The organism is Xanthomonas vesicatoria ATCC 35937 (genome assembly GCF_001908725.1).
In the GTDB taxonomy this organism is placed as follows: domain Bacteria; phylum Pseudomonadota; class Gammaproteobacteria; order Xanthomonadales; family Xanthomonadaceae; genus Xanthomonas; species Xanthomonas vesicatoria.
This window is the reverse complement of record NZ_CP018725.1, coordinates 4657362-4675853: the sequence shown is the minus strand read 5'-3', so window position 1 is coordinate 4675853 and position 18492 is coordinate 4657362. Positions and strand designations below refer to the sequence as shown.

At 63.6% G+C, this 18492-nt stretch carries 15 protein-coding genes; 10 read left to right on the top strand and 5 right to left on the bottom strand.

Annotated elements, in window-relative coordinates:
• Positions 1-223 precede the first annotated feature (223 nt).
• Positions 224-1567 (top strand): polyhydroxyalkanoate depolymerase, encoded by a 1344-nt coding sequence (locus tag BJD12_RS20420; RefSeq protein ID WP_005993627.1) that lies wholly within the window; start codon positions 224-226, stop codon positions 1565-1567.
• Between the two features lie 126 nt (positions 1568-1693).
• On the opposite strand, the gene BJD12_RS20415 is transcribed toward BJD12_RS20420, so the two are convergent.
• Together BJD12_RS20415 and BJD12_RS20410 are read right to left on the bottom strand one after the other, a co-directional pair.
• Positions 1694-2257, bottom strand: coding sequence for a sensor domain-containing protein (locus tag BJD12_RS20415; protein ID WP_484622087.1), 564 nt, complete (start codon positions 2255-2257; stop codon positions 1694-1696).
• 350 nt (positions 2258-2607) lie between these two features.
• Complete coding sequence (locus tag BJD12_RS20410) at positions 2608-2928, bottom strand: PadR family transcriptional regulator (protein ID WP_236612259.1); 321 nt, start codon at positions 2926-2928, stop codon at positions 2608-2610.
• Positions 2929-3336: 408 nt separating this feature from the next.
• Here BJD12_RS20410 and BJD12_RS20405 point away from each other — a divergent pair, with 408 nt between their 5' ends.
• Positions 3337-4890, top strand: coding sequence for an alginate export family protein (locus BJD12_RS20405; RefSeq protein WP_005993620.1), 1554 nt, complete (start codon positions 3337-3339; stop codon positions 4888-4890).
• A 308-nt stretch (positions 4891-5198) separates the two neighbouring features.
• Here BJD12_RS20405 and BJD12_RS20395 read toward each other — a convergent pair whose 3' ends face one another.
• On the bottom strand, positions 5199-6560 hold the full coding sequence (locus BJD12_RS20395; RefSeq protein ID WP_005993617.1) for a hypothetical protein: 1362 nt from the start codon (positions 6558-6560) through the stop codon (positions 5199-5201).
• 595 nt (positions 6561-7155) lie between these two features.
• Between BJD12_RS20395 and BJD12_RS20390 the strand changes: the two genes are divergently transcribed.
• The 3 genes from BJD12_RS20390 (at position 7156) to BJD12_RS20380 (ending at position 10904) form a co-directional block, all read left to right on the top strand.
• The gene (locus tag BJD12_RS20390) at positions 7156-7830 is read left to right on the top strand and encodes a DUF502 domain-containing protein (RefSeq protein WP_005993615.1); all 675 of its coding nucleotides are present in this window, start codon (positions 7156-7158) and stop codon (positions 7828-7830) included.
• A 3-nt stretch (positions 7831-7833) separates the two neighbouring features.
• Positions 7834-8610 (top strand): queuosine precursor transporter, encoded by a 777-nt coding sequence (locus tag BJD12_RS20385; RefSeq protein ID WP_005993613.1) that lies wholly within the window; start codon positions 7834-7836, stop codon positions 8608-8610.
• Positions 8611-8963: 353 nt separating this feature from the next.
• A complete protein-coding gene (locus BJD12_RS20380; protein ID WP_005993611.1) occupies positions 8964-10904 on the top strand; it encodes a DUF885 domain-containing protein in 1941 nt (646 codons plus the stop codon).
• A 168-nt stretch (positions 10905-11072) separates the two neighbouring features.
• Here the strand turns inward: BJD12_RS20380 and mmuM are convergent, their stop codons facing one another.
• Together mmuM and mmuP are read right to left on the bottom strand one after the other, a co-directional pair.
• The gene (gene mmuM / locus BJD12_RS20375) at positions 11073-12035 is read right to left on the bottom strand and encodes a homocysteine S-methyltransferase (protein ID WP_005993609.1); all 963 of its coding nucleotides are present in this window, start codon (positions 12033-12035) and stop codon (positions 11073-11075) included.
• Entirely contained in the window at positions 12032-13429 is a 1398-nt protein-coding gene (gene mmuP / locus BJD12_RS20370; RefSeq protein ID WP_042828133.1) for an S-methylmethionine permease, read from the bottom strand. The genes mmuM and mmuP overlap by 4 nt, the downstream gene beginning before the upstream one ends.
• A gap of 305 nt (positions 13430-13734) precedes the next feature.
• On the opposite strand from mmuP, the gene gloA2 reads away from it, so the two are divergent.
• From gloA2 to metG, 5 genes are all read left to right on the top strand, one after another.
• Entirely contained in the window at positions 13735-14124 is a 390-nt protein-coding gene (gloA2, locus tag BJD12_RS20365) for an SMU1112c/YaeR family gloxylase I-like metalloprotein (protein ID WP_005993606.1), read from the top strand.
• Positions 14125-14326: 202 nt separating this feature from the next.
• Complete coding sequence (locus BJD12_RS20360; protein ID WP_042828127.1) at positions 14327-14872, top strand: hypothetical protein; 546 nt, start codon at positions 14327-14329, stop codon at positions 14870-14872.
• On the top strand, positions 14862-15425 hold the full coding sequence (locus BJD12_RS20355; protein WP_074052688.1) for a hypothetical protein: 564 nt from the start codon (positions 14862-14864) through the stop codon (positions 15423-15425). The genes BJD12_RS20360 and BJD12_RS20355 overlap by 11 nt, the downstream gene beginning before the upstream one ends.
• Positions 15426-15514: 89 nt before the next feature.
• Positions 15515-15964, top strand: a complete 450-nt coding sequence (locus tag BJD12_RS20350; protein WP_005993603.1) for a DUF2147 domain-containing protein — start codon at positions 15515-15517, stop codon at positions 15962-15964.
• 240 nt (positions 15965-16204) lie between these two features.
• Positions 16205-18295 (top strand): methionine--tRNA ligase, encoded by a 2091-nt coding sequence (metG, locus tag BJD12_RS20345; protein ID WP_005993601.1) that lies wholly within the window; start codon positions 16205-16207, stop codon positions 18293-18295.
• The last annotated feature ends 197 nt before the right edge of the window (positions 18296-18492 follow it).

Here is an 18492-nt window from a genome sequence, read left to right as displayed (position 1 = left end):
GCGAACCCAATGGCGTTTGCGTGCGTGAAGGCTGCGCCTCGTAACTTACCCTGCCCGACTCTGTGCCTGCGGAGCAGGCCCTCCAAGCCAAGCACGCCAGTGGCACGCACCCTATGGCCTCGTGCCCGCAGAACGGTTCTTGCTGGGGGCCCACTTGCCATACTTCGTATGACAGCCTCAACCGTCCGCAGCCCCATTAAGGTGCAAATGCGCCAAACCCGGTATGCTGCGCGGCAGCAAAACCGCACGGATGGGTGGAATGCTTTATCAACTGCATGAGCTGACCCGCAATCTGCTAGCCCCCTGGGTGCATCAGGCCCAGGCGAACGCCAAGATGTTCTCCGACCCCGACAGTCTGTGGGCCTCGCTTCCCGGCGCCGAACGCATGGCGGCCAGCAACGAGCTGTTCCATCGGCTCGGCAAGGAATACGAAAAGCCCGCTTGGGCGCTGGACGATGTCGAGGTCGACGGCCACTCGCTGCCGATCATCGAACGCGAGGTGCTGAGCAAGCCGTTCTGTCGCCTGCTGCGCTTCAAGCGTTTCAGCGACCACGTCGAGCTCATCGGCAAGATGAAGGAGCAACCGGCCGTGCTGGTGGTGGCGCCGTTGTCCGGCCATCACGCGACGCTACTACGCGACACCGTGCGCACCCTGCTGCGCAACCACAAGGTCTATGTGACCGATTGGGTGGACGCGCGCATGGTGCCGCTGGAAGCCGGTGCGTTCCGGCTCGAGGACTACATCACCTATATCCAGGACTTCATCCGCCATATCGGCGCCGAGCGCCTGCATGTAGTGAGCGTGTGCCAGCCCACCGTGCCGGTGTTGGCGGCGGTGTCGTTGATGGCGACCAACGACGAGCCCACACCGCGCTCGTTGGTGATGATGGGCGGCCCGATCGATGCACGTCGCAGCCCCACCCAGGTCAATAACCTGGCGACGGAAAACGGCATCGAATGGTTCCAGAACAACCTGATCCACACCGTGCCGTTCCCGTATCCGGGACATGGCCGCCAGGTGTATCCGGGCTTCCTGCAGCATGCCGGTTTCCTGTCGATGAATCCCAACCGGCATGTGATGTCGCACTGGGATTTCTACACCGATCTGGTCAAGGGCGACCTGCAGGATGCGCAAGCGCATCGGCAGTTTTACGATGAGTACAACGCCGTGCTCGACATGCCGGCCGAGTATTACCTCGACACGATTCGCGTGGTGTTTCAGGACTTTTTGTTGCCGCAGGGCAAGTGGAAAGTGGACGGCCAGCTGGTCAAGCCGTCAGCGATCCGCAACACCGCCCTGTTGAGCATTGAAGGCGAATTGGACGACATCGCCGGTCTCGGCCAGACCGAAGCGGTGCACGATCTGTGCACCGGTATCGATGCGGCGCACCGCCGCCATCTGGTGGTGGAAGGTGCCGGCCATTACGGCATCTTCAGCGGCCGTCGTTGGCGCGAAGTTGTCTACCCGCAGGTGCGCGAGTTCATTGCGCGCTATGACGCAGACCCGGTCGGCAGCCGCGACCCGGCCACCGTCACACCCATCCGTAAACGCGGCAAGCGCGCCTGATCTGTGCATAAAAAATCCCCGGCATGGCCGGGGATTTTTTTGCGCTGAAAATCCTGAGGCAGTTTGAAACGTCTCATGCAAGATGCGCTGCGCTACGGCGACACGCATCTTGCACGTCGCGCATCATTACACATCCAAATCACCGCTTCTGACCAGCAGATGCTTGGCCAGCATGCCGTGCAACGTGCCCATCCCGCGTGCCGCATGCAGGGTGACGAACAGCAACAGCACCCCCAGTAGAGACAACGGCACCACCATCAGCGGCATTGCGATCAGCTGCTCGCCCCAGGTGATGGACATTCCTTGCTCGAAGAACAGCGCCAGCGGCGCAGCAGTGAGCGTCAGCGACACGCTCAGCAGCGTAGTGAACAGCGTGAAGTAAACAATGCCCAACGGCAGCATCAACACGAAGTACAGCAGCGTGCTCCAGGTGCGCACATCGGTAAACATCGCAGCAACGCGCTGCAGCCAGCCGTCTTGCACGCCCGGATGTCGCGGGCGGCGCGGCATGCGTACCCCGAGCAGGGTTTCCACCAGGCGTCCTTCCACCAGCGACAACACGCGCACCGAGCCGAAGAACAGCACCAGCAGTGGTACGCCGATGATCAGGATCAACAGGCCCAGCGACAGACTGACCCCGGTGACCACCCAGGTGAAATAGAACACGCCGGTGAGTAGCGACAGCAACATGTAGAACAGCGCGCCATAGGTGCGCGGGTCGGCGGCGACACCAAAGAACTTGCCGATCAATGAAGGCCGCTTGGGCGGCAGCGGCGGGCGCAGCGCCCGGCTGACCGTGACCTCGGTTTCGCGATAGATCTCGGCCACCTCCTCCGGCGCGCCGTAGCTGCCGGCGACCCCTGCAATGACCTCGGCTTCGCTCTTGCCGCTCTGCTCGGCAAGCTCGGCGCGCAGATATTCTTCGGCGTCGTAAAGCGCATCCTGGACCATCGCCGGGTCTGCACCAGCCAGTGCCTGACGCAGCTGCGTCAGGTAATCGGCAATGGTGGTCGGCAACGGACGTGTCTGTGCGATCGTCATCATGAGTGGGTCCCCTCCAGCACTGAATCAACGGAATCACGGGTGGCGCGCCAAGCGGCGGTCCATTGGCGCAGGCAGTCACGCCCGCTGTCGGTAATGCGGTAGTAGCGACGCGGCGGCCCCGATGCAGACGGCTCGATATGGCTTTGCAACAGCCCTGCCCCTTCCAGATTTCGCAGCACCGGGTACAAGGCGCTCTGCTTGCCGCTGAGCACGCCTTCCAGCCGCTCGAGCCGCTTGGCGATCAAATAGCCGTACAGCGGTTCATCGGCCTGGGCCAGCACTGCCAGTAAGGCCAGCGACACTGTGCCTGCACTCAGTTCCTTCTGAAATTAGCGCAGGTGGACATCCGGCTCGTTCATCGGTTATCTCCGCTAGGTCGAAGGTGATGCTATGTAGAACCTAGCTATAGCGAATGTGCCGGTAGTCATGGAGCCGGGATTGGGGATTTGCGAGCGGGAGTCGCAACGAGCAAGGCTTTGGCCGGCCAACGCCCCCGGCAATTGCTGATATCCCAATGAAGTACACCGCATCCCGCAGGCCCAGCGCCGGCCCCACTACCGAATCGCAGCCCCGCTCCAGTCGCGCCCGCCTGCGCAAACCCTATTGCGTTCATGAGCTTAGAACCTTTGGGTTACTGCCTTTCTGGCACGGCTTAACTACAGTCGACGTCCCCCGTGCCGATAAGTTTCGCTCAGGGGTTTTTCACTTTTCGATGGGGCAATACGATGCAATTGACACGCTTGGCGCAGCCGGCCTTGGCTGAAACTTCCTTTGGCGCCGTCCGGTGCCTGTGCCTTGCGATTGGGTTGGCGCTGCCGGTACTTGGCTTTGCGCAAATACAACCTGCGCCAGCCAATGCCGAACAGACCCAGCCGGAGCCCGCCAAGCCGCCGGTCACCGCCGCGCCCGCCACCGCCAAGGGCTACCCGCTCGAAGCGCAGGGATGGGGTGCCAAGCAGGGTGGCAACATGTGGCAGGTGCGTTGGGCCGAAGACTGGTCGTATCTGAAGGATCCGTCCAAGCGCAAGAGCCCGTTCGACCCGCTCAAGTACATCCCGCTCAGTGAGTCGGGTGACGTGTACGTATCGCTCAGCAACGAGCTGCGCGTGCGCAGCAATACCATCACCAACCCGGGGTTGATTCCGGGCAGCGATTCGCAACAGCAATACCTATTCCGTGCGTTTTTCGGTGCGGATTTGCATGTCGGCGAGCACTTCCGCCTGTACACGGAACTGGCGCACGGCAGCCTGGATGGACGCAACGAAGGCGCCAAGACCGGTACCCAGGAAAACAACGCAATCCTGCAGCAGGTGTTCTTCGACGTGAAGGGCAACATCGGCGGCGCCGATACCGGTCTGCGTGTCGGCCGCCAGGTGTTCGTCGACGGCCCTGTCACCTTGATGGCGCTGCGCGACAACACCGATATCTTCGTGACTTTTAACGGCGCGCGTGCCTGGGCCATCGGCGAAAAGACCCGCGTGGATCTGTTCGATTTCAATTTCAACCTGGATGGCACCGAAGGCCTGGGCGATGACCGCATCGACCGCTCGCGGCATTTCCGTGGCGTGGTCGGCGGCTATCGCCTGCCGACGGCCAAGCCGATGTACCTGGAGCCGTTCTTCTACCAGTTCCGCAACGACAATCAGCTATGGGGCCGCCAGACCGCCGAGGAAAACCGCAATTACTATGGCCTGCGGCTCTGGGGCAACGTGGGCAAACTGCGCACCGACTCGTTTGTAACCGTGCAGCGCGGTAGCTTCGGCGGCCGCGATCTACGCGCCTATATGGCCAGCACCTCCAATGCATGGACGTTGAGCGACAACGGTTGGAAGCCGCGCCTGGGCTTCCATAGCGAAATCGCCTCCGGCGGCGGTGGCACCTCCGGCACCGGCACGCTGCGCAACAACAACTTTCTCTATGGCAACACGATTTACTTCAGCTGGGCCACGTTCTTCGGCCCGGTGAACCTGGTCACTGCCGCGCCGACATTCACGTTCTCGCCCACTCCCAAGCTCACCGTGAACCTGGAATGGGAAACCCTGTGGCGCCAGACCACCAGCGATGCGATCTACAACAACCAGGCACGCGCCTATGCACGCACGCAGAGTACCGGTGAGCGTCGCATCGGCACCATGCCGCGCATCAACGCCACCTGGAATATCGATCCAAACTGGTCGGTGACCTTCCGCGCCGAGCACCTTATGGCCGGTCCGGCGCTGGAGAAAGCTGGCTACGGCGACTCGACCTTCGTGATGGGCTGGTTGAACTTCCGGTTCTAACCACGGTATTGCATCAGCGCGCTGCACTCCGCTGATGCGATGTACGTGCGTTTTGCTTTAATGAGTTGTTGCTCGATCACATGCCGCGTCCCGCAGGACGCGGCATGTTGGTTTTCAGCGTTGGTCTGTTTGAGGACCAGGCACTTTTCGCACGCTGCACGCAATAGCCAAACGCTGCCTTCGGCCATTCGAGCGAACAATGGTCGCGCTGCTCCGACAGTCGACCGATGCTGCAACTGACTGCTTTGCCCCTGCACCGCGCTACGCATCGCAAACCGCCTGACCGTGCCAGCACGTCAGGTACCCTCTTACTGAATCGACATCACCTTGCGCGCTGCCGCAAGCACACTGCCCGCCAACGGCCAACGATCTTCAGCCGCATTTTCTTCCGGCCTTGCGTACTGCCGCACCAGCACGCTGTTGCCATCGTGGCTAGGCTGCAGGACGCGTGCCTGGCCGCGTAGCGCGGGCGGCAGGTCGGCAATCCGCTGCGCGAGCGGCCTTGTGTCGGTCGGGCGATCGCGCATCCACTGCAGCGCCGACAACGCGCGCAGTGCAGCGGCGGTGTCTTGCATCTTGTGCTGGTAGTTGGCGTAGTCCGGCTGCCCTGCACTTGCCAGCAGGCAGCCCATCGCATTGGCAACGCAGGCCACCGATGCCGTTTGAGGCGCCGGAATCAATGCCTGCGGCACCGGCTGATCCTGCGCCAGCAAGGTGCGCACCGGTGCGCTGCAGGCCCAGGTATAGGTCGGTGCGAGCAACGCCTGAGTGCGTTCCCGATCAAAGACACGCAGGGACATGCGCTCTTCCCAGGACAGGTCGCCACCTTGGATGAGCACCTTTTCCTGCAGAAGCGAAAACGCCATACGCGACTCGCCATGCAAAGCGTTGCATAGCGCGATGTCATCCACCGCCAGCGGCGCAAAGGCAGTGGCGCATTGTGCCGGCAACGGGTGCTGCGCCGGCAGTTCGGCCAGCATGTCGGCGAATAGATGCGCATTGCCGCGCAGCATCGCCGCGCCGATCAACGGCATCACCAAATTATCGCCACTGCGCAGCAGCACCCGCGCAGTCTGCGCATCGGCGCACACACCCGACAACGCCTGCAGGGTGCGTCCCTGCACGAAGTCCACTGCGTGAGCGGTCATCGACAACGGCAACCGTGGCAGCTCCGGTAGCGGTGCATTGATATCTGCGCGGAACGGGCTACGGTAATCGGCGTAGGTGGACAGCGCGCGCAGCCTGGCCAACAGTGGCTCCTGGGCAACCAGCGCGTCGACATAGGCCTGCGGGTGCTGGCGCACGCGCTCCAGACAGCCGCCAGCGCTGGCGCTGCACAACGCAGGGGCAGACGATGGCCAAGGCGGCGAGGCCGGGAGACGCGGCACAGCACTTCGAAACGGCGTGCCCGCCGGCAACCGGTTGAACCGTTCCACCTCCTCGGCCAGCAAGCTCTCTCGCTGCGCCTCGGGCATGGCATACGACAGCGACCAGAGCGCGACGAACATGTTGGTTCCGCGCAGCGGCGGCGGCGGTTGCTGCAGCTGCGCCAGCGCCTGGCGTTGCGGCTCGGGAATCGGCCACCGCGTGGAGACCGCATACAGCGCCACCAGCGCTGCCAGCAGGATGCAAACACCTAACAAAGCCGACTTGAGGAACCTGCCAAGCATGCGCGTTCAACCTTCCCTGGAGAGGGCACATCTTAGAGCAGCTCACACTGCTACGGTGCTCACCGTAAGCCGGCGGCCAGTGCTCGGCGCAGTGCTCGGTGCCGGGTGCCGGGTGCGGCATGTACGACTCTTGCACTCCGGTTCCTCCGTATCGCCCCCCCCCTGGCAACGACTCGCTACGTCTGTGCGCCGCTCCTGGTACGAGAGCATGCGCAAACGACACCCTGAGCGAACGCGCATCGGCACAACCTGAGCGAGGTATTTCAGGATGCAACAACATCGACAGCCGCTCGACGGATAACCGCACCTCGCCAGGCCACGCCCTCAACCAACAACCGCCGAGCCGCGTTTCACTTGAGCAAGGCGGCACCAGCCCAGGCGCCCAACCAGTCGCGGCTGTCTTGCACGCATCCAGCGCCACGCGCCCTCCTCCTGTCGGGACGAGCCAGCGCCCCTGCTGCCTTGCGCACACAGCGTCATTGCTTGGTGGCGACGTTTCACCACGCAGCAGTGCATTTTTTACGAATCCCCCATGCCCACTCGCGAATCCCCGCCCCACCTGCACCGGACGCGGCCGAATGCCTACACTACACAGATGTCCGAATCCCCCACTCCGCACACCCGCCCTTCCCTGCAACGGGTCTTTTTGACCGGTCTGCTGACCCTGCTGCCGGTCTGGCTGACCTGGGTGGTGGTGAAGTTCGTCTTTTCGCTGCTTTCTGGCATCAGCAGCCCGTGGGTGGTGCCGCTGTCCGAACGCATCGCTGCTTCGTTTCCCGACTACCTGGGCTGGATCAAGGCGCTGTGGGTGCAGAACACCATCGCCTTGGTCGCCACGGTGGCGGCGATCCTGTTCGTCGGCATCCTGAGCAGGCGGGTGATCGGCCAGCGCCTGTTGCGCTGGTTCGAGGCGATCATGCGGCGCATCCCGCTGGCCAGTGTGGTCTACGAGAGCGCGCGCAAATTGCTCGACATCTTGCAGACCCAGCCCGGCAGCACCCAGCGCGTGGTGCTGATCGACTTCCCGCATCGCGACATGAAGTCGGTCGGCCTGGTCACGCGCGTGATCAAGGAGCAAGGCACCGGCCGCGAGCTGGCAGCGGTGTATGTACCGACCACGCCCAACCCCACTTCCGGCTATCTGGAAATCGTACCGGTGGAGCTGCTCACGCCCACCGACTGGAGCGTGGATCAGGCGATGAGTTTCATCATCTCTGGCGGCGCGGTCGCGCCGGAGTCGGTTCCTTTTACCCGGACTGCGGATCGCTGACCCATGACGCATGCGCGCACCCTCGACGATCGTGCGGTCCGCCTGTTCATAGCCTTGGCGGCGTTTTTCTGCGTCAACGCAGCACTGGCCGAGTTCATCGGCGTCAAGATCTTCGCACTGGAAGACACCCTCGGCATCGCGCCACTGAACTGGAACCTGTTCGGCCAGAGCGGCTCGCTCAGCTTCACCGCCGGCACCTTGTTGTGGCCGGTGGTGTTCATCATGACTGACACCATCAACGAGTTCTTCGGCAGCCGCGGGGTGCGTTTCATCTCGTGGGTGGCGGTGGTGCTGATCGGCTATGGCTTCGTGTTCGCGTTTGCGGCGATTGCCCTGGCCCCGGCCGGCTGGTGGGTGACCGCAGCGCAGAGTCAGGGTGTGCCGGACTATCAGGCTGCATTCGCCGCGGTGTTCGGGCAGGGGCTGTGGACCATCGGCGGCTCGCTGGTGGCGTTTTTATTCGGCCAGTTGATCGACGTGTCGGTGTTCCATCGCATCCGTAAGGTCACCGGCGAAAAACACGTGTGGCTGCGCGCCACCGGCTCCACCGCGGTGTCGCAGTTGGTGGATAGCTTCGTGGTGATCTACATCGCCTTCGTGCTTGGCCCGCAGCATTGGTCCACCGACCAGTTCCTTGCCGTGAGCACGCTCAATTACATCTACAAGATGGGCTTTGCGATCGCCCTCATTCCGCTGTTGTACGTCGCGCGCCGCGCCATCAGCGCGTATCTGGGCGCCGAACGTGCCGAACAATTGCGCGGAGAAGCTGCGGCCGACTAGCAGTAGCCGGCAAAACCACGGCGCAGCCGCGAGGCGGGCGCGGCCGGTGCTCGGCGCGCATTACTGTTCGTTCACCCCCGTTACTCCGTGCCGTCCACACCCACGTGACGACTGCTCGCTACGGTGTGTTGGCCGGTTTAAAGATGGCGCGGCGCCCACGCATGGCCTGCCCGGGGCAGGCATCGCCCGTAGCAACACGCTGCGCGGTGCGTTATCGCAGCGCACCATTCCAGCGATGCGCCATCCTTCGCCAGTGCCGCATCTGAATTGCATCTGCGCCGCATGACCCGCACGGCTGGCCGTAACGGTGCGGATCGGGCAAGCTCCCCGCTCGCTTGTTTCCGGAGCCGGTAATGCCCCTCAGCTTTTCCCGCCTGCTGTCGCTGGCCCTCGCCGCTGTATTGAGCCTGTCAGTGGCAGCGCCCGCCGATGCGGCCAAGAAGAAGACCGCCAAGGCACAGACCACGCAAACGCGCGCGAAGGCGAGCAAAGGCAAGAAAACCGCCAAGCCAGCGGCCAAGACCTCGAAGACGGCCAAGGGCAGCAAGGCCGCCAAGGCCAGGCCTCGCGCGGTCGCCGCGCCGGTGGTGCTGACCAAGGCGCAGCAGCTCAACCTACTTTACGACCAGTACTGGGATGCCTCGCTCAAGCTCAATCCGCTGCAGGCCACCTTCCAGGGCGAAACCCGCTACAACGACCAGCTGCCCAATTTCCTGTCGCCGGCGTTCCGGCAGCAATCGCATGACTTCACCGTGCTGTGGCTGGGCAAGGCCGAGGCGCTGGGGCCGGACGGCCTGAGCGGACAAGACCTACTCAGCTACCAGATCTTCGTACGCGATGCGCGCAGCGCACTGGCTGCCGAGCAGTTCCCCAGCTGGATGCTGCCGATCAACCAGTTCTACAACATCGCCAGCATCACGGTGGTGCTGGGCTCGGGGACCGGCGCGCAGCCGTTCAAGACGGTCAAGGATTACGACAACTGGTCGCGGCGTGCGCTGGGCATTCCCGACCTGTTCGACCAGGCCATCGCCAACATGCGCGCCGGCATGCAGGCTGGCGTGGTGCAGCCCAAGGTGCTGATGCAGAAGGTGCTGCCGCAACTGGATGCAATCATTGCGCGCAATGCCGAAGACAGCCTGTTCTGGGGGCCGATCCGCAACCTGCCGGCCGATATGCCCGAGGCCGACAAGCAACGTCTCACCGCCGAGTACAAGCGGCTGATCGAGGTGCGTATCCTGCCGGCCTACCGTGCGTTGCGCGGTTTCATTGCCACCGAATACCTGCCCGCATGCCGCGATACCGATGGCCTGGCGGCGCTGCCCAATGGCGCGGCCTGGTATGCCTACGACGTGCGGCAAAGCACCACCTCCGACCTGAGCCCGGAGCAGATCCACCAGATCGGGCTGGAAGAGGTCGCGCGCCTGCAGGGCGAGATCGCCGCACTGGCCAAACAGGTCAAGTTCCGCGGCACCCTGCCCAAGTTCTACAAGTTCATGCAGACCGACCGGCGCTTCAGCTATCGCAGCGATACGGAACTCTTGGGCACTTACCGCAGCCTGCAGGGCCGCGTGCAACTCGCAGTGCCGCGCCTGTTCAACATCCAGGGCATGCCGGCACTGGAAGTACGGGCGGTGGAACCGCAGCGTGCGCAGTCGGCCGCCGCCGGCTCGTACATGCGCCCCAGCGGCAATGGCGGCACGCCGGGCATCTTCTACGTCAATACCTCCGACCTGCCGTCGCGCAAGACCTGGGAAGCGGAAAGCCTGTACCTGCACGAGGCGATTCCGGGCCACCACTACCAGCTCGGGCTGCAGCAGCAACTGACCGACCTGCCCAAGTTCCGCCGCCTCGGTGGCGAGACCGCCTACATCGAAGGCTGGGGGCTATACGCCGAATCGCTGGGGCGCGAGCTGGGGCTGTATCAGGACCCGTACAACTACTACGGCTACCTGCAGAATGCGCTGTGGCGCTCGATCCGGCTGGTGGCCGATACCGGCCTGCACAGCAAAGGCTGGACCCGCACCCAGGCCATCGACTACATGCTGGACAACTCGGCCATGACCCGCACCGACGCCGAGGCCGAGGTGGACCGCTACATGGCCATTCCCGGCCAGGCGCTGGCCTACAAGGTGGGCGAAATGAAGATTGCGCAGTTGCGCGAGCAGGCGCAGCGCGAGCTGGGGCCGCGCTTCGACGTGCGTGCCTTCCACACCGAAGTGCTCAAGGACGGCTCGGTGCCGTTGGAGATCCTGCAGGACAAGATCCAACGCTGGATCGCCACGCAGAAAGGCTGAGGTCGGCGATCGTGGCCGATGGATGAGGTCATGGGGCGTTGGCCAGGCAGTGGTTCGGCCTGGGTCTGTTCGCGGATCGGCCGTTGTCGAAGCCGGCGTGACGTTGCTGGTGGTAGCGCTGCACCAGCAACGGCCACGCGCCCGCTCAGCGCGCGCCCGCGTATGCCATCAGCCCACCGCACGCGCCGCTGCCAATGCGGCGATATCGCGCGGGGTGGTGCGGCAGCAGCCGCCGATCAGGCGCGCGCCTGCGGCCAGCCACCGCGTGTGCTGGTCGGCCAGGCTGCAGCCTGGCGCATTGCCGCCATGCCAGCGCTTGTCGCCAGCATCGTAGTGCTCGCCGGAGTTGGGATACACCACCAGCGGCAAGGTGGTCAGCGCCGACAGGCTCTGTAATGCGGCGGTGACCTGATCCAGCGCGATGCAGTTGATCCCCACCGCGATCACCTGCGCGCAAGCGTCCAGCGCCGGAATCACGTGTGCCAGCGGCGTGCCATCGCTCAGATGGTCGGCATCGCGCAAGGTGAAGGAGAACCACGCATGCAAGTGCGGAAACTCTTCCAGCAGCAGACGTAAGGCCACGATCTCGTTCGCCGACGGCAGCGTCTCGCAGGCCAGTACATCCACGCCCGCTGCTGCCAACGCGGCGATGCGTGGGCGGTGGAACTCCATCAGCTGCGCCAGTGGCAACGCGTAGTCGCCACGGTATTCCGACCCATCGGCCAGATACGCGCCATACGGCCCCACCGACCCGGCCACCCACAACGGCGCAGCGTCTGGTTGCGCCTGCAGATGATCGTCACGCGCCTGTGCGGCCAGGGCCACGCTGCGTGCGATCAACGCTTGCGATTGCGCCAGATCCAGCCCGCGCGCCGCAAATCCCAGCGGTGTGGCTTGGTAACTGGCGGTGATCGCGCACTGCGCACCGGCAGCAAAGTAGTCGCGATGTACCTGGTAGATCAGCTCCGGCTGCTCCATCAGCACGCGCGCCGACCACAGCGCATCGTTGAGATCGCAGCCGCGCTGTTCCAGTTCGGTGGCAAGTGCGCCGTCCAGCAGCACATACCCCTCGTGCTGAAGTGCTGCGCTGAAAGGCGCATCTGCGCGCGGCTGGCGGGGAAGTATCGTCATGCGTGCAGTCTCCTGGCCGCAAGCCATTGGGTGAGTGCGTAGGCGCCGTAACACAGCGCCACGAACGGAATACCGCAGTACAGCGCAATGCGTTGCTGCGGATCGAAGGCCAGCCCGATGCAGGCCAGCAAACACAGCGAAAAGCCCAGGATCGGTGTCCACGGATACCACGGCGCGCGATACGCCAGCGTTTCCAGCGCAACGCCATCGCGCAGCAGCTGGCGACGAAAACGGTAATGCGCAGCGCAGATGCTCAACCACACCACCACCACCGCAAACCCCGAGACTGCTGAGATCGCAACGAACACGGTGTCGGCCGCATACACGCCGGTCAACAGCGCCAGCAAACCACCCAGCATGCTCAGCGACACTGCGCGCAAGGGAATGCCGCGGCGGGTCAAGCGTGCCAGCCCGGCCGGCAACGTGCCCTCGTTGGCCAGCGACCACAACATGCGCGCGGCGGCGTACAGGCCGGAATTGGATGCCGACAGGATCGCGGTGAGGATCACCGCGTTCAAGATGTCGGCCGCATACGGAATGCCCAATAGTTCGAATGCGCGCACGAACGGGCTGGTTTCCACCGCTGCCTGGCTGGCCGGCAGCAGCGCCGCCAGCACCAGTACGGTGCCCACGAACAACACCACCAACCGCACCAGCGTGGTCCGGATCGCCAGGGGAATCGCGCGTGCCGGCTGCGCGGTTTCGCCGGCGGCCACACCGATCAACTCGGTGCCGGAAAATGCGAAATTCACCGCCACCATCGTCATCAGGATCGGCAGCGTGCCGTGCGCGAACCAACCCTCGGCTCGCAGGTGCCGTAGCCCGGGAGCGGGCGAGCCATCGGCCAACGGCAGCACGCCGATCACCGCCGCACCACCCAGCACGATAAACACCAGGATGGTGATCACCTTGATCAACGAGAACCAGAATTCGCCTTCGGCAAACCAACGCGCCGACACCGTGTTCAAGCCAAAGATCAGCGCGCAGAACAACAGGCACCACGGCCACACCGGGCTGTGCGGAAACCAATACTGCATGCAGAACGCAGCGGCGGTGAGGCTCGACCCCAGCGCCACCGTCCAGGTCAGCCAATACAACCACGCCACCACGTACCCGGTGGCCGGCCCCAGATAACGCGCGGCATACACATGGAAGGCACCGGTCTGCGGCATCGCCACCGCCAACTCGCCCAGGCATTGCATCACCAGATACACCACCAACGCGCCGATCAGATACGCGATCACCGTGCCCAGTGCACCGGTGCTGGCGATGATGTAACCGGTGTTGAAGAACAACCCGGTGCCGATCACCCCGCCCAGTGACAACATCACCAGATGGCGCACTTGCATGCTGCGCTGGAACTGCGGTGCGGCGTTGGAAGAAGGATCTGACATGCGTGGTTCGGACTGGCAGCGCACCATCCTGCCATGCGCATGCATGGTGAGCACAGCCACGGAGTGGCGAGCTGTGACGCTGTACAGGCACTTCAGGCAGGTGCGGGTATGCTCGCGTGCCGCCCTTGGACTGCCGCCATGTCTGACAACGCTTACCCACGCCTGCCTGCAATCCTGCCGTCTGGCGCATGCTGCGCGCTACCGGCGCAGGCGCCGCGCAGCCGCGCGATGGATTTGCATCAGGGGGTGATGGCGGTTGATCGAGATCCGCAACTACGTCTGTCGCTCCCGCAGCGGAGCGCAGCATGATGCTGGCCGGCATCCACCACGTAGCGATCATCGCCGGCGACTACGCGCGCTCCAAACAGTTCTATTGCCAGATCCTGGGCCTGCACGTACTCGGTGAGCATTACCGCCAGGCACGCGACTCGTGGAAGCTGGATCTGGCACTGCCCGACGGCGGCCAGATCGAACTGTTCTCGTTCCCCAATGCACCGCTGCGGCCCAGCCGCCCGGAAGCACGCGGCCTGCGTCACCTCGCCTTCCGCGTAGAGGACTTGGACAGCGCGGTAGCGCATCTCAACGCACACGGCGTGGCGACCGAAGACATCCGCATCGACGAGTACACCGGCCGTCGCTTCACCTTCTTCGCCGATCCGGATGAGCTGCCACTGGAATTGTACGAGGTCGGCTAGCGTGTGTTCTTAGCAGTCGCCGCCAGTGCAAGAAAGTAGCGCATACGGTTATAACGCCCTACCCTCGGCTCTTGTGGTGTCGGCCGCAGGACTCAAGCCAGGGAAGATGCTGCCGCTATCGAGAGCGCGGCGTCGCCGCGCCGCAGCGGCGTCGCAGGCATGGATGCGGCGGGCCAACAAACGCCATGCCGGAATTGCACGCATGTCTCACTTCATCCTACGCATTGCTGTCCCTGTAGCAATCGTCCTTGCCAGCTGCGGCTTTCTTTTCCCAAAACGGTATATTGCGCCGAAACCCGGTGAGCCTCTCGCCACCGTGAGGCTTGCCAAGCCCATCAGGCCCGCCGTGATTCCTGTCGAGCCAGTCCAATACTTCGATGTCTTCGACGATGCCAGTTGTGCAAAGGGCGGACATAGCGGATTTCTGGGCGCTTTGACTGCTCCAGTCAAGGGCGTACTCGGTAAGTTGAGTAACAATCAGCCCCTGGAAGAATATGCGGTTGTCCCCGACAAGCAGCTCTTTTTACGCGCACGAACCGTACAAACACTCGACTCACGCCGTCGAAGCCTGACCACAAACAACTGCACTAATCTTGTGTCATTCACGCCGACGCCCGGAGAGCACTATGTCGCCAGCCAACTCTACGACGATGCACGCTGTCAGCTGATTGTCACCGATGCGAAGACCGGTGTTGCCCCGGTGGATCTGGAATTTGTGCCGATGTCAGGAGAGTGCCATGCCGACTGAGCGCCTCATTCTGACGGCATTGATGATGCTTCTGGCCGGCTGCGGAGCGATACGCAGCTCGGCGATTTCCTTGTCGACATTCGACGAGCCACGCGACGGGCCACGTGCGCGTCTCCGTTTGGTTACCGAGCGACCGGCGCCTGAGCTTTATCCGAACCGCAGCTGTATCGGCGGAAACATCCAGGGCGCGGGTATTGCGCCAAGCTCACGGCCGGGGCCGTTCGGCACGGGTTCCGGGCAAAAAATCGGCATTCCCGCCGTTGCTGTGAGCGGAGGACGCTTTGTGACCGAAGCGCATCTTCGTGCGGGCGAGCCGATCACTCTGTCGCTATCGGCAGGTGGCTGCATGGATAACCGCTGCTCGTTGAACACACCGCTGTGTACCGTGAGTCGCAGTTTCGTTCCGCAAGCAGGTCAGGACTATGTTGCGACCATCTTCTCACGCGGGCCCGAATGCGAAGTGGAAGTCTCCCGCATCGTCATTCAACAAGGAAGAACGCGTCTGATGGCGGAGCAAACCTCGCCTGCATCTCGCTGCGGCGCCTCAAACTGAACGCTGCGACTTTCCGCCACCATACCCCACGGTATACATTCGCTCTCAGGCCGCCGACGGTGGCCCTAGCAATCCCTGGGAGGGGAACCATGCGCAAGACCTTCAAGACCCTGATGGTGGCCCTGCCGCTGGCGGCCGCTTCATTGCTGGCCCAGGCTTCCGATTCGCCGGTGGGCCGCTGGAAGACCATCGACGACGAGACCGGCAAGCCCAAGTCGGTGGTCCAGATCGAACAGGCCGCCAATGGCACGCTGAGCGGCAAGGTGGTCGAGATCCTGCAGTCCAACCATGGGCCCAACCCCACCTGCGACAAGTGCGACGGCGCGCTGAAAGGCAAGCCGATCAAGGGTATGACCATCCTGTGGGGCCTCAAGGCCGACGGCACCGCGGTGTGGGACGGCGGCTCGGTGCTGGACCCGGCCAAGGGCAAGACCTACAAGGCCAAGATCACCCTGACCGAAGGCGGCAAGAAGCTGCAAATGCGCGGCTACGTCGGCATCGAAGCGCTGGGCCGTACGCAGACCTGGATTCGCGAGTAACCGGGATTCGGGATTGGGGAATCGCAAGAGCGGGCGTCCTTCGGGGCGCCTTTTTTTGTGGATCGGCGCATTTTGGAGCTTGGCCTGTTGCGTGGGATCGTCGGCAGCTGGTACCGCACAGACGGCTAACGCCGCGCGTCTGGACAGACAGTCCGCCTGATCCTGCTGTGACGATCCCCATTCCCCAATCCCGGCTCCCGACTAGTGCGATAATCGCGTGTCCCCCGCATCACGCCTGCCATGACCCGCACCGCACTTGTCACCACCGCTCTGCCGTATGCCAACGGCCCGCTGCATCTTGGCCATCTGGTCGGTTATATCCAGGCCGATATCTGGGTGCGCGCGCGCCGGTTACGCGGCGACAAGACCTGGTTTGTCTGCGCCGACGACACCCATGGCACGCCGATCATGCTGGCGGCCGAGAAGGCCGGCGTCACCCCGGAAGCCTTCATCGCCAACATCCAGGCCAGCCATGAGCGCGATTTCGCCGCGTTCGGGGTGACCTTCGATCATTACGATTCGACCAATTCGCCGGTCAATCGCGAACTCACCGAGGCTTTCTACAGCAAGCTGGAAGCGGCCGGTCATATCAGTCGGCGCTCGGTGGCGCAGTTCTACGACCCGGCCAAGGGCATGTTCCTGCCGGACCGCTACATCAAGGGCATCTGCCCCAACTGCGGCAGCCCGGATCAGTACGGCGACAACTGCGAAGTCTGCGGCGCCACCTATGCGCCAACCGAGCTGAAAGAGCCCAAGTCGGTGATCTCCGGGGCCACGCCGGAGTTGCGCGATTCGGAGCATTTCTTCTTCGAAGTCGGCCATTTCGACGGCTTCCTGCGTGAGTGGCTGGCCGGCGATGTCGCGCTGCCGGGCGTCAAGGCCAAGCTCAAGGAATGGCTGGATACCGAAGGCGGCCTGCGCGCGTGGGACATCTCGCGCGATGCGCCGTACTTCGGCTTCCAGATTCCCGGCCGGCCGGGCAAGTATTTCTACGTGTGGCTGGATGCGCCGATCGGCTACCTGTGCAGCTTCAAGACGCTGTGCGCGCAGATGGGCGAGGATTTCGACACGCATCTGGTCGCCGGCACCCAGACCGAGCTGCATCACTTCATCGGCAAGGACATCGTCAATTTCCACGGCCTGTTCTGGCCGGCGGTGCTGCACGGCACCGGCCACCGCGCGCCCACACGCCTGCACGTCAACGGTTATCTGACCGTGGACGGCGCCAAGATGTCCAAGTCGCGCGGTACCTTCGTGATGGCGCGGACCTTTCTGGACGTGGGCCTGGAACCGGAAGCGTTGCGCTATTACTTCGCGGCCAAATCCTCGGGCGGCGTGGACGACCTGGACCTCAACCTGGGCGATTTCATCGCGCGGGTGAATGCCGATCTGGTCGGCAAGTTCGTCAACCTGGCCAGCCGCTGCGCCGGCTTCATCGGCAAGCGCTTCGAAGGCAAGCTGGCCGACGCGCTGCCCGATCAGGCGCAGTACGACCGCTTCGTCGCCGCGTTGGCGCCGATCCGCGACGCGTATGAGCGCAACGATGCCGCCAGCGCGATCCGCCAGACCATGGCACTGGCCGACGAGGCCAACAAGTACATCGACGACACCAAGCCGTGGGTGATCGCCAAGCAGGACGGCGCCGATGCGCAGCTGCAATCGGTCTGCACCCAGGGCCTGAACCTGTTCCGCATCCTGGTGGCCGGCCTCAAGCCGATCCTGCCGCGCACCTGCGCCGAAGCCGAGGCTTTTTTGTCGGCGCCAATGACCAGTTGGGAAGATGTGGAGCGCCCGCTCACCGCGCACACGATCCAGCCCTACACCGCCCTATTCACCCGTATCGACCCCAAACAGATCGACGCCATGACCGACGCTTCAAAAGACACGATGGCCGCGCCTGCGGCTCCCGCTGCGACTACCGCCGGCACTGCAACGGTGGCCAAGGCCGTTGCGAAAGCACCTACGCCGGCCAATTCCCCCACCTCCGTCTCGGATCCAGGTCTTATTGGCATCGACGATTTCGCCAAGCTCGATCTGCGGATCGGCAAGGTGCTGGTGTGCGAATTGGTGGAAGGCTCCGACAAGCTGCTGCGCTTCGAGCTGGATGCCGGCGAGCTGGGCAAGCGGCAGATCTTCTCTGGCATCCGTGGCAGCTACGGCGAACCGGAAACGCTGGTCGGCCGCAGTGTGGTGTTCATCGCCAACCTGGCGCCGCGCAAGATGCGCTTCGGCATCAGCGAAGGCATGATCCTCTCGGCCGGCTTCGACGGCGGCGCTCTGGCGTTGCTGGATGCCGACAGCGGCGCCCAGCCGGGTATGCCGGTGCGGTGAAGCGGAATCGGGGAGTCGCGAATCGGGATTCGTAAAGCCAGAGCTGATTGTTGAGCGAGACCTGACACGTGTACTTGGCGCGTCCCCTTATTCGCCCTGCGGGGCACCTTCTCCCGCATGCGGGAGAAGAGAGATAGATCAACGCTGCAGCAGCCCCTTTCCCGCGTGCGGGAGCGAGGAACAACCACTCACTGCGC